Here is a 17,278-nt window from a genome sequence, read left to right on the forward strand (position 1 = left end):
ATAAGGTATCATAGGGACTAGCAAGCGTTTACGAGCCTTCAGGGGCACAAGGACCCGCAGCGGATGGGGCCTGAGCATGTAGTTGGGGAACCTATATGGGAAAGGGGCACGTATGAAGTTTTTCATCGACACCGCCGACCTTGACGAGATCAAGGAGGCCCTGTCCTGGGGATGCCTGGCCGGCGTCACCACCAACCCGTCGCTCTACGCGCGCACGGGCGGCAAGCTTGCCGACTTCGAGGACCACATGGTCAAGATCGCCAAGATGTGCGAGGGTCTGCCCGTCTCCGCCGAGTCCCAGGCCAAGACCACCGAGGGCATGATCGAGGAGGGCCGCCACCTCGCGAGCCTCGCCCCGAACATCGTGGTCAAACTCCCGATTTGCGCCGAGTCGCTGGCCGCCACCCACCAGCTCGCCTCCGAGGGCGTTCGCATCAACATGACGCTGATCTTCTCGGCCCCGCAGGCGCTTCTCGCCGCCAACGCCGGCGCCCGCTATGTGAGCCCGTTCGTGGGCCGCTTCGATGACATCGGGGAGGACGGCATCGCTGAGCTCGCCAACGTGGTCACCGCCATCGGCAACTACGACTGGACCGGCAAGAACGTGGACAACGTCTGCGAGATCATCACCGCCTCCGTGCGCACGCCCAACCATGTGACGCAGGCCGCGCTCATGGGCGCCGACATCGCCACGGTGCCGTTCGGCGCGCTAAAGAAGTGCCTCAAGCACCCGCTGACCGACCAGGGCATGGCCAACTTCGACGCCGACTGGGCCAAGGTCGTGGCCGCTCAGTAGACTGCGCCAACAACTACAATCGGACGGGGGCGCAGCTGCGTCCCCGTCGTTCGTATCTGAGGAAAAGGAGGCACCATGACCGACGCAGAGCTCGCGCAGGTTGCCAACGAGGTGCGCAAGGGGGTGCTCGTCGGGACGCACGCGGCCAAGTCCGGCCACCCCGGCGGCTCGCTCAGCGCGGCGGACATTCTCACCTATCTCTACTTCGAGGAGATGAACGTGGACCCGGCCGACCCGCACAAGGCCGACCGCGACCGCTTCGTCCTCTCCAAGGGCCACGCGGCGCCCGGCCTCTACAGCACGCTCGCGCAGCGCGGCTACTTCCCCGTCGAGGACCTGGAGACGCTGCGTCACATCGGCAGCCATCTGCAGGGCCACCCCAACATGAACGACACCCCGGGCGTGGACATGTCCACCGGCTCGCTGGGCCAGGGCGTCTCCGCCGCCGTGGGCATGGCGCTCGCCGCCAAGCACTGGGGCGACACCTACCGCGTCTACTGCCTGCTCGGCGACGGCGAGATCGAGGAGGGCCAGGTCTGGGAGGCCGCCATGTTTGCCGGCAACCACCAGCTCGACAACCTCGTCCTCATCGTTGACCACAACGGCCTGCAGATCGACGGCACCATCGAGGAGGTCAACTCCGCGATGCCCATCGCCGACAAGTTCCGTGCGTTCAAGTTCCACGTGATCGAGCTCGCCGACGGCAATGACATCGCGCAGATCCGCGCCGCCTTCGACGAGGCTCGCGGCGTGAAGGACGCGCCGGTGTGCATCGTGGCCGAGACGGTCAAGGGCAAGGGCGTCTCCTTCATGGAGAACCAGGTGGGCTGGCACGGCAAGGCCCCGAACGACGAGCAGTACGAGCAGGCCATGGCCGAGCTCTCTAAGGAGGCGTAACAGATGGCAGACGTGAAGAAGGTCGCCACGCGTGCAAGCTACGGCGAGGCGCTCGTCGAGCTTGCCGCCGAGCACGACGACTTTGTTGTCTTTGACGCCGACCTCGCCGAGGCCACGCACACCGCCACGTTCAAGAAGGCCTACCCGGACCGCTTCTTTGACGCGGGCATCGCCGAGGGCAACATGATGGGCCTGGCCGCCGGCGTGGCCACCACCGGCCGCAAGGCGTTTGCGAGCACCTTCGCGATGTTCGCCGCAGGCCGTGCGTTCGAGCAGGTGCGCAACTCCATCGGCTACCCGCACCTCAACGTGAAGATTGGCGCCACGCACGCGGGCATCTCCGTGGGCGAGGACGGTGCCACCCACCAGTGCAACGAGGACATCGCCCTCATGCGCACCATCCCCGGCATGACCGTCATCGTGCCGTGCGACGACACCGAGGCCCGCGCCGCCGTGCGCGCCGCCTACGAGCTTGACGGCCCGGTCTACATGCGCTTCGGCCGTCTGGCCGTCCCCGTGGTGAACGACCCCGAGACCTTTGAGTTCCAGATTGGCAAGGGCATCGTCATGCGCGAGGGCACCGACGTCACCATCGTGGCGTGCGGCCTCATGGTGCAGGCTGCCCTCGAGGCCGCCGAGACGCTCGCCGCGAAGGGCGTCTCCGCCGAGGTCATCGACATGCACACCGTCAAGCCGATCGACGCCGACCTCATCGTCAAGAGCGCGTCCAAGACCGGCCACGTGGTGACCTGCGAGGAGCACTCCGTGATTGGCGGCCTTGGCAGCGCCGTCTGCGACGTGCTGGCCGAGCGCTGCCCGACGCCCGTGCGCAAGGTGGGCGTCCAGGACACCTTCGGTGAGTCCGGCCCGGCCGTGGACCTGCTCCACAAGTACGGCCTCGACGCCGAGGGCGTCGTCGCCGCGGTGGAGGGGCTTCTCGCCTAGCCTGACGCAGCGTCTGGGTCTTCGTGACCGTCTTTGGGGGACGGGCCTTCGGGTCCGTCCCCCTTTCTCTATTTGAAGAGAAGCCCCGGCGAGAAGAACGCGGGGCTAGCGACGTAGCGGCTCGACGCGGCGGATCTCGTGGATGCCCGCCTCGAGCAGGATTTCCACGTCCTCGTCCGTGGCCCCGGTGTCCGTGATGAGCAGCGTCACGCGGTCGAGCGGCGCGTAGGTGAAGCCCGCGCCTATCCCCAGCTTGCTCGAGTCGGCGAGAAGCACCATGCGGTCGGCGCGCTCCACCATGAGCGAGTTGACCGTGGCCTCCTGCTGCGTGGTGGAGGTGATGCCGGCGGTGAGGGAGATGCCGGCGCAGCCCACGAAGCAGGTGGTGGCCGAGACGCTGCGGATGTTGGCGAGCGCGAACTCGCCGGAGAGCACCCCGCGCGGCGGGCGGACCTCGCCGCCCGTGACGAGGATCATCCCGTTGGGCGGGATGGGCAGCTTGTGGGCGCGGGCGCTGTTGGTCACCACGGTAACGCCCTCGGAGTCGATGAGCGAGACGATCGCAAGGGCCGTCGAGCTGGTGTTGATGAAGATGAGCTCGTGGTTGCCGACGAGCTGCGCGCCCGCCTGGGCGATCGCGGCCTTCTCCGCCTCGAAGGGCGAGGCGGCCGCCCCCTGGTCGACGCGCTCGCCCTCGGCGAGCAGCGCCTCCCCGTAGCGACGCATCACGACCCCCTCGCGTTCAAGCTGGTCAAGGTCACGTCTGACGGTGAGCGGGGATATCCCCAGCCGCTCGGCGAGCTCGGTGACGCCCGCGCGGCCCTCTCTCCTCAGGATGTCGGCAATGGTCTCACGGCGCTGCTCGACAAAAGAGCGGCTCTTTCTGGTGCCCACGGTTCCCCCAACCACTTCTGGTACATGCACCCCTCGGACTCACTCCTCATTAGAACAATTTGAACGTTTCAGTTCAAGAGCCCATTCTGGCACCCCTCGGTAAAAACAAAAATGAATGATATGAATGAGTCTGATAACCATTCACGGATAAAATACGTCCGTTTGCGGTAAACTCGATTCAAATGAATGAAGATTCTGTCGCTTCATTCATAATACAAGTGTCAAAACGGTCTGATTGTTCTACTAAAAAGAACAAAATGACCAAGTAGGAAGGCAGATCAGGAAAGGAGAGGTTCCAATGCTGCTCAAGGAGATTTACGAGAAGGGCCACTACGCCTTTACGGAGGGCCCAATCGCGGATTGGAGGGATGCGATTCGCGAGTGCTGCAAGCCGCTCGAGGCCGACGGCACCGTCGACCCCATCTACGCGGAGGAGATCGTCGCCTGCGTGGAGAAGCACGGTCCCTACATCGTGCTCATCCCGGGCGTTGCCATGCCGCACTCCACCGAGAACGCCACGGGCTGCCATGGCACCGCCATCGGCTTCATGCGCTGCTCGGAGGCCGTCCACTTTGACGAGGAGGGCCAGGACCCGGAGAAGGACGCCCAGATCTTCTTCACCCTTTGCTCCACCAATCAGGAGGAGCACTTCGCCAACATGCAGCGCCTCTACGCGATCCTCACCGACGACGCCGTGGTCGAGAAGCTCAAGGCCGCGACCAAGCCGGAGGACCTGCTTGAGATCGACGCGATGGTCGACGAGGACAAGCTCCAGCACGATCAGGCCTAGGCCTGCCCGCACCAACTAGAAAGGGAGCCACATGGACATCCTTATGGGTATCTGGACGTGGATTGCCAACAACATTCTCACGCAGCCCGCATACTTCATCGGCGTGATCGTTGTTCTCGGTTACGCCCTGCTCAAGAAGCCGTGGTACGACATCCTTGCCGGCTTCATCAAGGCCGTCATCGGCTATCAGATCCTGTCGGTCGGCTCGAGCGGCCTGACCAACGCGTTCCGCCCCATCCTCGTTGGCCTGCAGGAGCGCTTCAACATGTCCGCCATGGTCATCGACCCGTACTTCGGCCAGAACGCCGTCCAGGCCGCCATGGAGGACCCGAACGGCCCCGCGTTCATCGCCGGCAAGTCGTTCTCGCTGGTCATGTTCCTGCTGCTGTTTGCCTTCATCCTGAACATCGTGCTCGTGGCGCTCAAGAAGTACACCAAGTGCCGCGCCCTGTTCACCACCGGCCACGTTCAGGTGCAGCAGGCCTCCACGGCGTTCTTCCTGATCCTGTTCTGCTTCCCCGCCCTGCGTGACCAGGACTGGGCCACCCTCGCCATCATGACGATCCTCCTGGGCCTCTACTGGGCCGTGGGCTCCAACCTCTGCATCGGCCCCTCGCAGGAGCTGACCGACGGCGCCGGCCTCACGATCGCCCACCAGCAGATGTTCGGCGTCTACCTCTCCAGCAAGGTCGCCGGCTGGATGAACGACCACTCCAAGAAGAAGTCCAAGAACGTCGATGACATCAAGCTGCCCGGCTTCCTCAAGATCTTCAACGAGAACCTCGTGGCCACGGCCATCCTCATGACCGTCTTCTTCGGCATCATCCTCGTCATCCTCGGCCGCGACTTCCTCGTCGCCCAGGGCTTCATGACCGAGTCCCAGGACTTCGTGATGTACATCATCACCACCTCCTTCGAGTTCGCCGTGTACCTGTCCATCCTTCAGCTTGGCGTCCGCACCTTCGTCACCGAGCTCACCAACTCCTTCCAGGGCATCTCCTCGAAGCTCCTCAAGGGCTCCGTGCCCGGCGTCGACTGCGCCGTCACCTTCGGCTTCGGCGCCCCCAACGCCGTGACCATCGGCTTCCTCTTCGGCGCCCTCGGCCAGTTCCTCGCCATCGGCCTGCTGATCCTCCTGGGCAGCCCCGTCGTGGTCATGGCCGGCTTCGTGCCCCTGTTCTTTGACAACGCCACCATCGGCGTCTACGCCAACCACAAGGGCGGCCTGCGCGCCTGCATGCTCCTGCCCTTCATCTCCGGCCTGCTCCAGGTCTTCGGCTCGGCGCTCATCGCCGGCTGGGTGGGCATGGCGGCCTACGGCGGCTACCTCGGCATGTGGGACTGGGCCGTGGTCTGGCCGATCATGACCGGCCTCATGAAGTTCCTGTCCTACGCCGGCCTCGTCATCGTGATCGTTGCCCTGATCGCCATCCCGCAGCTCCAGTACCGCGCCCACAAGGACACCTACTTCATGGAGGTCGAGGACTGGGAGCAGTGCAAGAAGATCCGCGCCGAGCAGGCCGCCGCGAAGGCTGCCGCCAAGGCTGCGAAGTAGCACGAGGGCGCTTCTCGCCTGACGGGGACTAGAGGTCGTATCGCCAGGCGTCGCGTCACCCATTGCTTCACTCACAGGTAAGCGGCCGGGGCGGATTCCCCGCCCCGGCCCGGAAAGAAAAGGAGAAACACATGAACGCCAAGATCCTCGTCGCTTGCGCCAACGGAGCCGGCACCTCCCTGATGATGAAGATGACCGCTGAGCGCGTCACCAAGAAGCTCGGCATGGGCGTCGCCGACATCCACCACTGCGCGCTCTCCGAGGGCGTCTCCTCCGCGCGCCAGTACGACATCGTCTTCGCCCCGCTCAACTTCAAGAACATGTACGACGACGCCGAGAAGGCCGGCGTGACCGTCATCGGCCTGCGCAACGTCCTCTCCGACAAGGAGATGGAGGACGCCCTCGTCAACTCCGGCGCTGCCGAGAAGTTCAAGGCCTAGGGGACGGCGACTCACATGCAGTACACCAAGAAGGTCATCGCAAGCATGCCGAAGGCCTACGCCATCGGCACGTTTGACGGGGCGGACGCCAGGAGCTTCGTCATCGGCGTCGAGAAGGACGGTCCCATCCGCCGCTTCGCCCTCGACGGCACCCCGATGGAGACCGTGACCGAGGGCCCCGGCGGCGTCATGACCGTCACCCAGGTTCCCGGCCGTGACGACCAGCTCCTCGCGACCACCGAGTTCTTCTCGCCGAACTTCGGTGCCGACACCGCCGGCATCGCCTGCTACACCCGCGCCGCCGACGGTACCTGGGCCAGCCACCGCATCTGCGACCTGCCCTACGTCCACCGCTTCGGCCTGCTCAAGGGCGCCGACGGCCAGCTGTGGCTGATCGCCTGCACCATCAAGAGCGCCTGCCGCCAGGTCAAGAACGACTGGCTCACCCCGGGCGCGGTCTACGTGGCCAAGCTCGGCGACGACCTCGAGACCGCCACGATTGAGCCGACGCTGCTCGCCAGCTGCCAGCTGCAGAACCACGGCTTCTGGTACGCGCCCGACCACAGCTTCGCCCTCGTGTCCACCGCGGCCGGCGTCTTCCGCTACGTCCCGCCCGCGACGGCCGACGGCGAGTGGTCCGTCACCTGCCTGATCGTCCGGCCCACCAGCGACATCTGCATGGTCGACTTCGACGGCGACGGCAAGGACGAGATCCTCACCCTCTCCGCCTTCCACGGCGACACGCTCTCCGTGTGGCACGAGACCGACGTCGAGGACACCTACGAGAAGGTCTGGGAGGACCCCGAGAAGCGCGACTTCCTGCACGCCATCTGGAGCGGCGAGCTCGCGGGCGAGAAGTGCGCCATCGTGGGCAACCGCAAGGCTGGTCGCGACCTGCTGCGCGTCTTCTACGCTGACGGCGCCTACCAGCTCGAGGTCATCGACCACGACCGTGGCCCGGCCAACTGCTGGGTCATCCAGGACGGCGAGACGACCCGCGTCATCGCGGCCAACCGCGAGACCGACGAGGTCGCCCTCTACGACGTCACCCGCTAGGACGAGGAGGTGAAGGGGACAGACCCCTTTCACCCCATTCCGCAGGGCGGGGGCAGACGCCCCCGCCCCCGAAAGAAGAAGGAGGCACGAAATGTCCGCCATTGACGAGGTCACTCGCGAGAAGTGGATCATGAACACCTTCCCCGAGTGGGGTACCTGGCTGAACGAGGACATGGAGGCGGCCCAGCCCGCCCCCGGCACCGTTGAGATGTGGTGGCTCGGCTGCACCGGCATCTACATGAAGACGCCGTCCAACACCGCCATCACCATCGACCTGTGGACCGGCAACGGCAAGCGCACCCACGGTGACGGCAAGATGAAGCCCGGCCACCAGATGGCCAACATGGCCGGCTGCCGCAAGATGCAGCCGAACCTGCGCAACATCCCCTACGTCTTCGATCCCTTCGCGATCAAGCACGTGGACGCGGTCCTTGCCACCCACTATCACCAGGACCACATGTCCAAGGAGTTCGCGGCCCACGTCATCCAGTCCGGCATGACGACGACCGACGAGAACGGCAACGAGATCCCCGTGCCGTTCATCGGCCCCAAGAAGTCCGTCGAGTTCTGGCTTAAGTGGGGCGTGCCCGAGGACCGCTGCATCACGGTGAAGCCCGGCGACAAGATCAAGGTCGGCGACATCGAGATCATCGCGATGGACTCCTTTGACCGCACCTGCATCACCACGACCGACTCCACCGGCGAGGACCGCGAGGACCTCTGGGGCAAGTGCCCGATGGACATGGACGAGAAGGCCGTGAACTACCTGCTCCGCACCCCGGGCGGCAACATCTACCACTCCGGCGACTCGCACTACTCGATCTACTTCGCCAAGCACGGCAAGGACATTGCCAAGGAGTACGGCGGCGTCGACGTGGCCTTCGGCTCCTACGGCTGCAACCCCGTGGGCATGCAGGACAAGATGGAGGCCTCCGACATCATCCGCATGGCCGAGGCCCTGCAGTGCAAGGTCGTCATCCCGATCCACTGGGACGTCTGGACCAACTTCGAGGCCGACCTGCGCGAGATCGAGGTTCTCTACAACATGCGCAAGGAGCGCCTGGGCTACACCTTCAAGCCGTACTACTGGAAGGTGGGCGGCCACTACACCTACCCGACTGACTACGAGGCGGGCAAGAAGTACTTCGTCTACCAGCGCGGCTTCGAGGACTGCTTCGAGCACGAGCCCAACGTGCCGTTCCGCAGCGTCCTGTAGCGCGCCAGGGGCAGCGCCCCTTACCTGACTAGCTCCTAAAAACGCAGGTCACATGGGTCGGTCACCGTTTCGGTGGCCGACCCCGTGGGACCTCCTTGCGTCGCTCCCGCCCAGCGGACGGGAGGAGGGGAGGACAAATGTCCAAGAAGTACCTGCTCGGAATGTACGAGAAGGCCGTGCCCTCCGAGCTCACCTGGATCGAGCGCCTCGAGGTGGCGCGCGAGAGCGGCTTCGACTACGTGGAGATGAGCGTCGACGAGTCCGACGCGCGCCTGGCCCGCCTTGAGTGGACGCCTGAGGAGCGCCGCGATGTCGTCCGCGCCGTGGAGAGCACTGGCGTGCCCGTGCGCTCGATGTGCCTCTCGGGCCACCGCAAGTACCCGCTGGGCGCAAGCGACCCCGCCGTGGCCGCCCGCTCGCTCGAGATCATGCAGAAGGCCTGCGAGCTTGCCTGCGACCTCGGCATCCGCACGATCCAGCTCGCCGGCTACGACGTCTACTACGAGGAGGGCACCGACGAGACGCGCAAGCGCTTCGAGGAGAACCTCGTCCGTGCCGTGGAGATGGCAGCGCGCGAGGGCGTGCTGATGGGCTTCGAGACCATGGAGACCCCCTTCATGGACACCGTCGAGAAGGCCATGCACTACGTGGACCTCATCGACAGCCCCTACCTCGGCGTCTACCCCGACCTCGGCAACCTGACCAACGCCTCGTTCCTCTACGGCAAGAGCGTCCACGACGACGTGGCGACGGGCCGCGGGCACATCGTGGCGGCCCACTGCAAGGAGACCGTTGCGGGCAAGTACCGCGAGATCCCCTTTGGCACGGGCACCACGGACTATGACGGCGGCCTCGACGAGCTCGTCTCCCAGGGCGTGCGCCGCTACGTGGCGGAGTTCTGGTACGTGGGCTCCGACGCCTGGCGCGATGAGGCCGCCCAGGCAGCCAGCTACGTGCGCGGCAAGATCGACGCCGCCTTCGAGCGCGCGGGGCTCTAGCATGCCCGCCGCCGGCGCCTACGCGTTCTTCGACATCGACGGGACGCTCGTCTACCGCGACGAGCGCCACCTCAACGGCGTGCCCACCGCGCGCGTCCGCGCCGCCCTCGAGGAGTTCACGGCCGCCGGCGGCACCTGCGTGCTGTGCACCGGTCGCCCCCAGGGGCTCGTGGTTCCCGAGGTGGCCTCGCTGCCCTTCTCGGGCTACGTGACCATGGACGGCGCCCACGTGGAGCTTGACGGGCGCGTGGTGCGTGACGTGGCCATGCCGGAGGGGCTCGTGCGCTCCGTGCTGCGGGAGATGGAGCGCCTGGACATCTCGGCGATCTTCGAGAGCGCCGAGGTCAACGTCTCGCTCGACCGCGGCGAGAACTGGTTCCCGCACGTCACCACCGTCACCACCGCCGCGGAGGTCGAGCGGGTGCGTCCGGGCCTGCGCTTTTCCAAGGCCGTCTTCCACGACCACGAGCTCGAGAAGTTCCTCTCGAGCGACCTTCTGCGCGAGAGCCTCGTGCTCTTCCGTCTGGGGGACGGCATGAACGAAGTGACGGTCGAGGGGATTGACAAGGGCGCCGGGCTTCTCGCCTACGTGGGCGCCCTGGAGGAGCCGCCGGCGCACACCTACACCTTCGGCGACTCGGAGAACGACCTGCCCATGCTCGCCGCCGCCGACACCGGCGTGGTCATGGGCAACGCGAAGCCGCACGTGATCGAGCGCGTGCGGCAGCTGGGGGGCTACGTCACCGACGACGTCCTGGACGACGGCGTGGCCACGGCCCTCGAGCACTTCGGACTGATCGGTCAATAGGGGACAGACCCCTTTTGGCTCATGTGAAAGGAGGAGCACTCATGATGCTCAAGGAGCTTCGCGAGAAGGTCTACGAGGCCAACATGGACCTGCCCAAGCACGGGCTGGTCGTCTTCACCTGGGGCAACGCCTCTGAGCTCGACCGCGAGAAGGGTCTCTTCGTCATCAAGCCGTCCGGCGTGGACTACGACGAGCTGACGCCCGAGTCCATGGTCGTCTGCGACCTGGACGGCAAGGTCGTCGAGGGCGACCTCAACCCGTCCTCCGACACCGCCACCCACGCCGCGCTCTACCGCGCGTGGGGCGAGAAGATCGGCGGCGTCGTGCACACCCACTCCCGCTCCGCGGTCGCCTGGGCGCAGGCCGGCCGTGACATCCCCGCCTACGGCACCACCCACGCCGACTACTTCTATGGCCCCGTGCCCTGCATGCGCGGCCTGAGCGAGGAGGAGATCGAGCGCGCCTACGAGCTGGAGACCGGCAACGTGATCATTGAGGGCTTCACCGAGCGCGGCATCGACCCGGTGGCCGTGCCGGCGGCGCTCGTGCGCAACCACGGCCCGTTCACCTGGGGCAAGGACGCCGCTGCGGCGGTCTACCACGCCGTCGTGGTGGAGGAGGTGGCCCGCATGGCCATCGGCACCGAGGCACTCGCCCCGCACTGCGGCCCCGCGCCCCAGTACCTGCTTGACAAGCACTACCTGCGCAAGCACGGCCCCAACGCCTACTACGGCCAGGGCGGCGCCCACTAGGCGCCCGTCCCGCCGGGTTGGACCCTTGCCGGGAGGTTGAGCCACTCTCGGCCGCGAGCCGTCCCCGCACCGACGTGACGAGCTCGTCCGACTGCCTTTCCGTGTCCGCTACGGACGGGCCGTCCGCAGGTCGGGGCCGTGTGCCGCGAAGGCACCCGAGCCCGCGCCCCCGTCGCAGAACCACGCGACGGGGGCGCTCGCGTATGGTGAGGTTTTGCAGTATGAGGCGTCCTGACTGCGCCTTTGCTAGACTTAGGGCGTATTTGCCCATTGCGAGCACAAGAAAAGGAGCTTCTGTGGCCAGTCACTTTCGCAGCACTGAGCGACAGGGGTCCGAGGGCGTAGAGCAGCAGCCTCTTGAGCCCGAGACGGCTCAGCAGGTGGAGGCGGTCTCGCCCGAGGACACCGGCGCCTTCCTGGCGGCGGGCGCATATGCGCAGGACGCAGATCCTGCCGACGTCCCCGCGGACGCCTTCGAGACCCCCGAGACTCCCGAGGCGGTCCACGTGGTCACCGCCGCCGAGCCGACGGACGAGGCGGAGCAGCCTGCCCCCGCAAACGTCTACGCGTCGCTTGCGGGCGACGACTCGGCGCCTGCGGTCCCGCGCACCGGTACCCCGACCGTGTCGTTCAAAAACGTCACACTCATCTACCCGGCCCAGCCCAACAAGCCCGCCCTGGAGAACGTGAGCCTTGACATCTACCCCGGGGAGTTCGTCTTCGTGGTCGGCCACTCGGGCTCCGGCAAGTCATCGCTTCTGAGGCTCATCACGCGCGAGCTCAAGGCGACCTCCGGTCAGGTCATCGTGGCCGGCCAGGACCTGACGAAGATGCGCAACAAGAAGATCCCGTACCTGCGTCGCCAGATCGGCACCGTCTACCAGGACTTCAAGCTCCTGCCGGACAAGACGGTCTACGAGAACGTGGCCTTTGCCCTCGAGTGCATCGGCAAGCCGCGCTCGGTCATCAAGACTCAGGTGCCCGAGGTGCTCCGCCTGGTGGGCCTCGCCGAGAAGATGAAGCACTTCCCCGACCAGCTCTCCGGCGGCGAGCAGCAGCGCGTCTCCGTGGCGCGTGCCATGGTCAACCGCCCGCCGCTGCTGGTGTGCGACGAGCCCACGGGCAACCTCGACCCGGCGATCTCGCTCGGCATCATGAAGCTGCTCGACCTCATCAACCGCGCCGGCACCACCGTCGTCATGGCCACGCACGACCGCGAGATGGTCGACTCCATGCGCAAGCGCGTCATCGCGCTCGAGGCCGGGCACGTGGTCCGTGACCAGGAGAAGGGAGGCTACGGCTACTATGGTGCCCTCTAACTTCGGCTACTCCCTGCGAGAGGCCGGCCACCACTTCCGCCGCAACTGGACGACGGTGCTCGGCGCCGTTGTGACCATCTTCCTCTCGCTGTTCATCATCGGCCTGTTCATCCTGGGCTCCGTCATGATCAACGGTGTGGTGGGCGGCGTGGAGGACAGCGTCACCATCCAGGCGTTCCTCTCCGATGACGCCGACCAGGCCACCATCGACTCCTTCCAGTCCGAGATCGAGGGCTGGGACAACGTGGCGTCCGTGACCTACAAGTCCAAGGGCGAGGCGCTCGAGGAGTTCCGCACCTCGATGTCCAACCGCAACGCGAGCGACGCCGTGGCGGCGCTCGACGGCCAGAACCCGCTTCCTGCCTCGTTGGTCATCACCCTTGACGACCCGCAGCAGGTCGAGTCCACGGCCGAGCGCATCATGGACGACGACGCCTTCGCCCAGATCCGTGACGGTGCCGGCGACGAGGGAAGCAGCGCCGCGGACGACGTCCTCTACGGACAGGGCACGGTCGACCGCCTCTTCGAGGTGACCAACTACATCCGGCTGGCTGCCGTGGTGCTCGTGGTGATGCTGACCTTCGTGGCCTTCGTGTTCATCAACAACACGATTCGCCTGGCCATCACCGCCCGTCGGCGCGAGATCGCCATCATGCGCCTGGTCGGCGCGTCCAACGGCTTCATCCGCGGGCCGTTCATCATGGAGGGCGCACTCGAGGCGCTCATCGCGGCCCTTCTCGCCATCGCGGCGCTGTGGGGCGGCCTCAACGTGGTGATGCCGGTGCTTGCGAGCAACCTCTCGTTCCTCTCGTTCGAGATTCCGGCGAACATGCTCTACGCCACGTTCGGCGCGCTGCTGGTGATTGGCATCGTGATCGGCCTGTTCGGCTCGGCCATCGCGATGCGGCGCTACCTGAAGGTGTAGCCCCGCGCCATATGGCTGCTCGGAGCCCTCGGTCCCCTCTGGGGCCGGGGGCTCCTTCGTCTGGCTGGGCTCAGGTGAATAAAGCATCGAAGTTTCGACAAAAGCCCTGCTGGCTGGCGAGAAGAACCTGGGGCCGGGGGCGTTATCCCCCTGGACGGGGGTCCATGACGCACCGTGGGCCGATTGAGGGCGGTCCCCCCTCGGCGCGTTGGCCTATGCTTGGTCAAGGGGGCCGACCCCACGTGGCCCGCACCCCCACTTGTCCCAACCGCTCGAGGAAACGGAGGCCCCATGGGTCGGAGCAGGCCGCACCACGGGAACAGGCGCCGGGGCCGCACGGGCGGCGCGCGGGAGCGCCGGCGCTCCGTCACGGGCACGCTCGTGGTGTCGCGCCCCGGCTCGGCGCACGTGGAGAGCCCCGAGGGGGACTTCGAGCTCGTGCGCCACGGGCAGCGCGAGGCCATGAACGGCGACGTGGTGGAGGCCGCGATCATCGAGCAGCGCGGACGCGCCCCGCGGGCGGTGGTCCGCTCCGTGCTGGAGCGCGCGGTGACCACGTTCCTGGGGCGCTTCTCGCCAGCCGGGCCACTGGGGGCCGTGGTGCCGCTCGATGCGCGGATCGGCCACGACTTCTTCGTGGTGCCGGAGGACCCGAGCCCGGAGCGCCTCGGCGTGGGCGAGGGCGACGTGGTGCTCGCGCGCATCACGGAGTACCCCACCCGCCGGAGCGCGCCGGTGGTGACCCTTGAGCGTTGCCTGGGCTCCTCCGACGAGCTCGACCTCAACGTGGAGTCCGTCATCGCCTCCTTCGGGCTGCCGGGGGAGTTCTCGCCCCGCGTGCTCGAGCAGGCCGAGGGAATCGTCGCGGACGTGGAGGGCGCGCTTGCCGACGACGCGCGCCGGCGCGACCTGCGCGAGGTGCTCTGCGTGACCGTGGACCCGGTGGACGCACGCGACTTCGACGACGCGGTGAGCGCGCGTCGGCTCCCGGGCGGCGGCTTTGAGCTGGGCGTCCACATAGCCGACGTCTCCCACTACGCGGGCGTGGACACCCCGATAGACAACGAGGCCAAGCGGCGCACCTGCTCCGCCTACCTGGTGGACCGCGTCATCCCGATGCTGCCGGAGCGGCTCTCCAACGACGTCTGCTCCCTGCGCCCCGGCGAGGACCGGCTGACCATGAGCGTCACGGCGCGCCTTGACGCGCGCGGCAACGTGACCTCGTACAAGGCGTGTGCCTCTGCAATCCGCTCGGCGGCTCGCCTCACCTACGATGAGGTGGACGCGCTGCTGGAGGGGCGCCTTGCCGAGGGGGAGCTCCCCTGCGCGGACGGGCGGGCGCGCGAGGTGGCCGAGCTGCTGCGCACCCTTGACGAGATCCGTGCCCTGCGCGAGCAGGTGCGCCGCCGCCGGGGCGCCATCGACTTCGAGACCGTGGAGGCCAAGGTGGCGCTGGACGAGGGCGGCCGCCCGACGGGCGTCTCCGTGCGGCGGCGCACCCGGGCGACGGGGCTCATCGAGGAGGCGATGCTCGTGGCCAACGAGTGCGTGGCGCGGCGCCTGGCCGAGGCGGACGCGCCGGCCGCCTACCGCGTGCACGAGCCGCCCGCGCCGGACGACCTCAAGGCGTGCGTGCCGCCGCTGCGCGAGCTCGGGCTCCTGGACGCGGAGACCTCGGCGGGACTGCTCGCGGGCGACCCCTTTGCCATCCAGGCGGTGCTCGAGCGCGCCAAGGGCACGCCCGGCGCCCCGCTGGCGAGCACGCTGCTGCTGCGCGCCCAGCGGCGCGCGGTCTACCTGCCGGTGAACGAGGGCCACTACGCGCTCGGCGCGCCGGCCTACTGCCACTTCACCTCGCCGATCCGCCGCTACCCGGACGTGCTCGTGCACCGCGCCCTCAAGGCGCTTCTCGCCGGACGCGTCGAGGGGCCCGAGATGCGCGCCCAGGCCACGGCGCTCCCGCAGCTCTGCCGCACGTGCTCGGAGCGCGAACGGGCCGCCGACGCCGCGGGCCGTGCCTCGCAGAAGATAAAGATGGCGGAGCTCTACGAGGGGCGCGTGGGGGAGCGCTGCGCGGGCGTGGTCTCGGGGTGCGAGCGCTTCGGCCTCTTCGTGACGCTCGACGAGACGTGCGCCGAGGGGCTCGTGCCCACGCGCGCGCTCGGCGACGAGTGGTTCACCTACGACGAGGCGCGCCTCACGCTTACCGGCGAGGAGTCCGGGGAGGTCTGGGGGCTCGGCCGGCGCATCGCGGTGGAGATCGCGGGCGTGAACGTGGCGCGCGGGCAGATCGACCTCACGCCCGTCCGGAAGGGCGGCCGCCCGCGGGGTACTTCTCGCCGCGCGGATGCTGCTGCGCGATAATGGGAACACATAGAGCTGAGCCAGACTGAGACGACCCGTGCGGCACCGCCGCCAGGAGGGCATATGAGCCAGAACCAGACAACGCTGACCGAGGAGCTCGAGCGGGCCGAGGGCCTCCTGCTCCAGGGCGAGGCGGAATCCGCCGCCGAGCTGCTCGCGCGGCTTGCCGAGGACGCCGAGGAGTACGTGGACAGAAACTGCCCCACCACCGACGAGGTGCAGTGGTTCAGCTTCCCGACGCTCTTCGAGCGCTTGGCGTACCGCCGCGTGGAGAGCGACCCGCGCGAGCTGCGCGACGTGGGCGAGCCGCTCGACCGCCTCTACGGGGACCTCGCCCTGGCCAACGTGCAGACGGGCGACTACGACGAGGCGACCGAGGCGCTCAAGCGCGCCGTGCGCTGGAACCCCATGGACTGCAGCTACCGCCTTAACCTCGCGGACCTCTATCGCGTGGCGGGGGACACCCAGGAGTACCTGGCGCTCACCTACAGCGTCTTTGAGCGCGCGAGCGACGCGCGCCACCTTGCGCGGGCGTTCGTGAACTTTGCGGGCTGGTTCGAGACAAGCGAGAAGCCCCGTGCCGCCGCGGCCGCCCTGCGCGCGGCGCGCGCCCTCGACGTGCGGGACGGCGCCCTGGAAGCGGCCCTTGACCAGGCCGCCGGCACCGAGCATGACCCCGACCTCGTGAGCGACGCCGAGATGAGCGAGCTCCTTGCCGCCGAGGGCCTGCCCGACGGGGCCAACGCGGAGATTGCCGTGTGCCTGCTCATGTGCGCCACCGACGCTGCGGCCGCCGGTCAGCGCAACGAGGCGGCCACGCTCACGCTGCGCGCCCGCGACCTGGTGGGGGAGCCAGCCGCAAAGGCGCTGCTCGAGCTCATCCGGGACGCGGACGAGGAGGTCGCCGCGGAGGCGGGCGCGGACGGCGCAGATGACGCGACGGGCGACGCGGGCGCGGCGGACGCGGCCGCCTCCGGCAAGGGGGCGCGCGATGGCCAAGAGTAAGCTCACGCGCCAGCCCAAGGCCGCGCGCGACGCCCGGCCGGGCAAGAAGGCCATCGCCAAGAACCGCTCCGCGCGCCACGAGTACTTCATCGACGAGACCTTCGAGGCGGGCATCGAGCTCACGGGCACCGAGGTCAAGAGCCTGCGCGAGCGCGCCTGCCAGATCACCGACGCGTTCTGCCTCATCCGCGGGCGCCAGGCGTGGCTGCACGGCGTGCACATCCACCCGTACTCGAACGGCGGGGTGTGGAACGTGGACCCGGACCGCAAGCGGCGCCTGCTGCTGCACCGTCGGCAGATCGACTACCTGGACGGGAAGCTGCGCCAGAGGGGCGTGGCCCTCGTGCCGCTCGAGCTCTACTTTGACGAGCACAACCGCGTGAAGCTCGCCATCGGGCTCGGACGCGGCAAGAAGCTCTACGACAAGCGCGCGGACATGGCGAGGCGCGACTCCGACCGCGAGATCGCCCGCGCGCTCAAGGAGATGAACCGCTAGGGCCTGGCCCGGCGGGGCGCCC

17 protein-coding genes are annotated in these 17,278 nt (G+C 67.6%); 16 read left to right on the forward strand and 1 reads right to left on the reverse strand.

Features of this window, described 5'->3' with window-relative positions; all coding sequences use genetic code 11:
* The first annotated feature begins 112 nt into the window (after positions 1–112).
* The 3 genes from H9X80_RS04045 (at position 113) to H9X80_RS04055 (ending at position 2,638) form a co-directional block, all read left to right on the forward strand.
* Positions 113–796, forward strand: a complete 684-nt coding sequence (locus H9X80_RS04045) for a transaldolase family protein (RefSeq protein WP_204793061.1) — start codon at positions 113–115, stop codon at positions 794–796.
* 75 nt (positions 797–871) lie between these two features.
* On the forward strand, positions 872–1,693 hold the full coding sequence (locus H9X80_RS04050) for a transketolase (protein ID WP_204793062.1): 822 nt from the start codon (positions 872–874) through the stop codon (positions 1,691–1,693).
* Between the two features lie 3 nt (positions 1,694–1,696).
* A complete protein-coding gene (locus H9X80_RS04055) occupies positions 1,697–2,638 on the forward strand; it encodes a transketolase family protein (protein WP_204793063.1) in 942 nt (313 codons plus the stop codon).
* A 105-nt stretch (positions 2,639–2,743) separates the two neighbouring features.
* Here the strand turns inward: H9X80_RS04055 and H9X80_RS04060 are convergent, their stop codons facing one another.
* Positions 2,744–3,532 (reverse strand): DeoR family transcriptional regulator, encoded by a 789-nt coding sequence (locus H9X80_RS04060; RefSeq protein WP_204793064.1) that lies wholly within the window; start codon positions 3,530–3,532, stop codon positions 2,744–2,746.
* Positions 3,533–3,830: 298 nt separating this feature from the next.
* On the opposite strand from H9X80_RS04060, the gene H9X80_RS04065 reads away from it, so the two are divergent.
* From H9X80_RS04065 to smpB, 13 genes are all read left to right on the forward strand, one after another.
* The gene (locus H9X80_RS04065; RefSeq protein WP_204793065.1) at positions 3,831–4,322 is read left to right on the forward strand and encodes a PTS sugar transporter subunit IIA; all 492 of its coding nucleotides are present in this window, start codon (positions 3,831–3,833) and stop codon (positions 4,320–4,322) included.
* A gap of 31 nt (positions 4,323–4,353) precedes the next feature.
* Positions 4,354–5,877 (forward strand): PTS ascorbate transporter subunit IIC, encoded by a 1,524-nt coding sequence (locus H9X80_RS04070; protein WP_204793066.1) that lies wholly within the window; start codon positions 4,354–4,356, stop codon positions 5,875–5,877.
* Positions 5,878–6,008: 131 nt separating this feature from the next.
* On the forward strand, positions 6,009–6,317 hold the full coding sequence (locus H9X80_RS04075; RefSeq protein WP_204793067.1) for a PTS sugar transporter subunit IIB: 309 nt from the start codon (positions 6,009–6,011) through the stop codon (positions 6,315–6,317).
* 15 nt (positions 6,318–6,332) lie between these two features.
* Positions 6,333–7,373 carry a hypothetical protein gene (locus H9X80_RS04080; RefSeq protein ID WP_204793068.1) on the forward strand — a complete coding sequence of 347 codons (1,041 nt, stop codon included), beginning with the start codon at positions 6,333–6,335 and terminating at the stop codon, positions 7,371–7,373.
* A 91-nt stretch (positions 7,374–7,464) separates the two neighbouring features.
* Positions 7,465–8,589: an L-ascorbate 6-phosphate lactonase gene (gene ulaG / locus H9X80_RS04085; protein ID WP_204793069.1), complete on the forward strand. Its 1,125-nt coding sequence runs from the start codon at positions 7,465–7,467 to the stop codon at positions 8,587–8,589.
* A 137-nt stretch (positions 8,590–8,726) separates the two neighbouring features.
* Positions 8,727–9,587, forward strand: a complete 861-nt coding sequence (locus H9X80_RS04090) for an L-ribulose-5-phosphate 3-epimerase (RefSeq protein WP_204793070.1) — start codon at positions 8,727–8,729, stop codon at positions 9,585–9,587.
* A 1-nt stretch (position 9,588) separates the two neighbouring features.
* Entirely contained in the window at positions 9,589–10,395 is an 807-nt protein-coding gene (locus H9X80_RS04095; RefSeq protein WP_204793071.1) for an HAD-IIB family hydrolase, read from the forward strand.
* A gap of 41 nt (positions 10,396–10,436) precedes the next feature.
* Positions 10,437–11,147 (forward strand): L-ribulose-5-phosphate 4-epimerase, encoded by a 711-nt coding sequence (locus tag H9X80_RS04100; protein ID WP_204793072.1) that lies wholly within the window; start codon positions 10,437–10,439, stop codon positions 11,145–11,147.
* 296 nt (positions 11,148–11,443) lie between these two features.
* Positions 11,444–12,466, forward strand: a complete 1,023-nt coding sequence (ftsE, locus tag H9X80_RS04105; protein ID WP_204793073.1) for a cell division ATP-binding protein FtsE — start codon at positions 11,444–11,446, stop codon at positions 12,464–12,466.
* The gene (gene ftsX / locus H9X80_RS04110) at positions 12,453–13,391 is read left to right on the forward strand and encodes a permease-like cell division protein FtsX (protein WP_204793074.1); all 939 of its coding nucleotides are present in this window, start codon (positions 12,453–12,455) and stop codon (positions 13,389–13,391) included. The genes ftsE and ftsX overlap by 14 nt, the downstream gene beginning before the upstream one ends.
* A 291-nt stretch (positions 13,392–13,682) precedes the next feature.
* Positions 13,683–15,755, forward strand: coding sequence for a ribonuclease R (rnr, locus tag H9X80_RS04115; protein ID WP_204793075.1), 2,073 nt, complete (start codon positions 13,683–13,685; stop codon positions 15,753–15,755).
* Positions 15,756–15,818: 63 nt separating this feature from the next.
* The gene (locus H9X80_RS04120; RefSeq protein WP_204793076.1) at positions 15,819–16,760 is read left to right on the forward strand and encodes a hypothetical protein; all 942 of its coding nucleotides are present in this window, start codon (positions 15,819–15,821) and stop codon (positions 16,758–16,760) included.
* Complete coding sequence (gene smpB, locus H9X80_RS04125) at positions 16,747–17,256, forward strand: SsrA-binding protein SmpB (protein ID WP_204793077.1); 510 nt, start codon at positions 16,747–16,749, stop codon at positions 17,254–17,256. The genes H9X80_RS04120 and smpB overlap by 14 nt, the downstream gene beginning before the upstream one ends.
* The last annotated feature ends 22 nt before the right edge of the window (positions 17,257–17,278 follow it).

The organism is Olsenella profusa (assembly GCF_016900315.1).
GTDB lineage: Bacteria > Actinomycetota > Coriobacteriia > Coriobacteriales > Atopobiaceae > Thermophilibacter > Thermophilibacter profusus_A.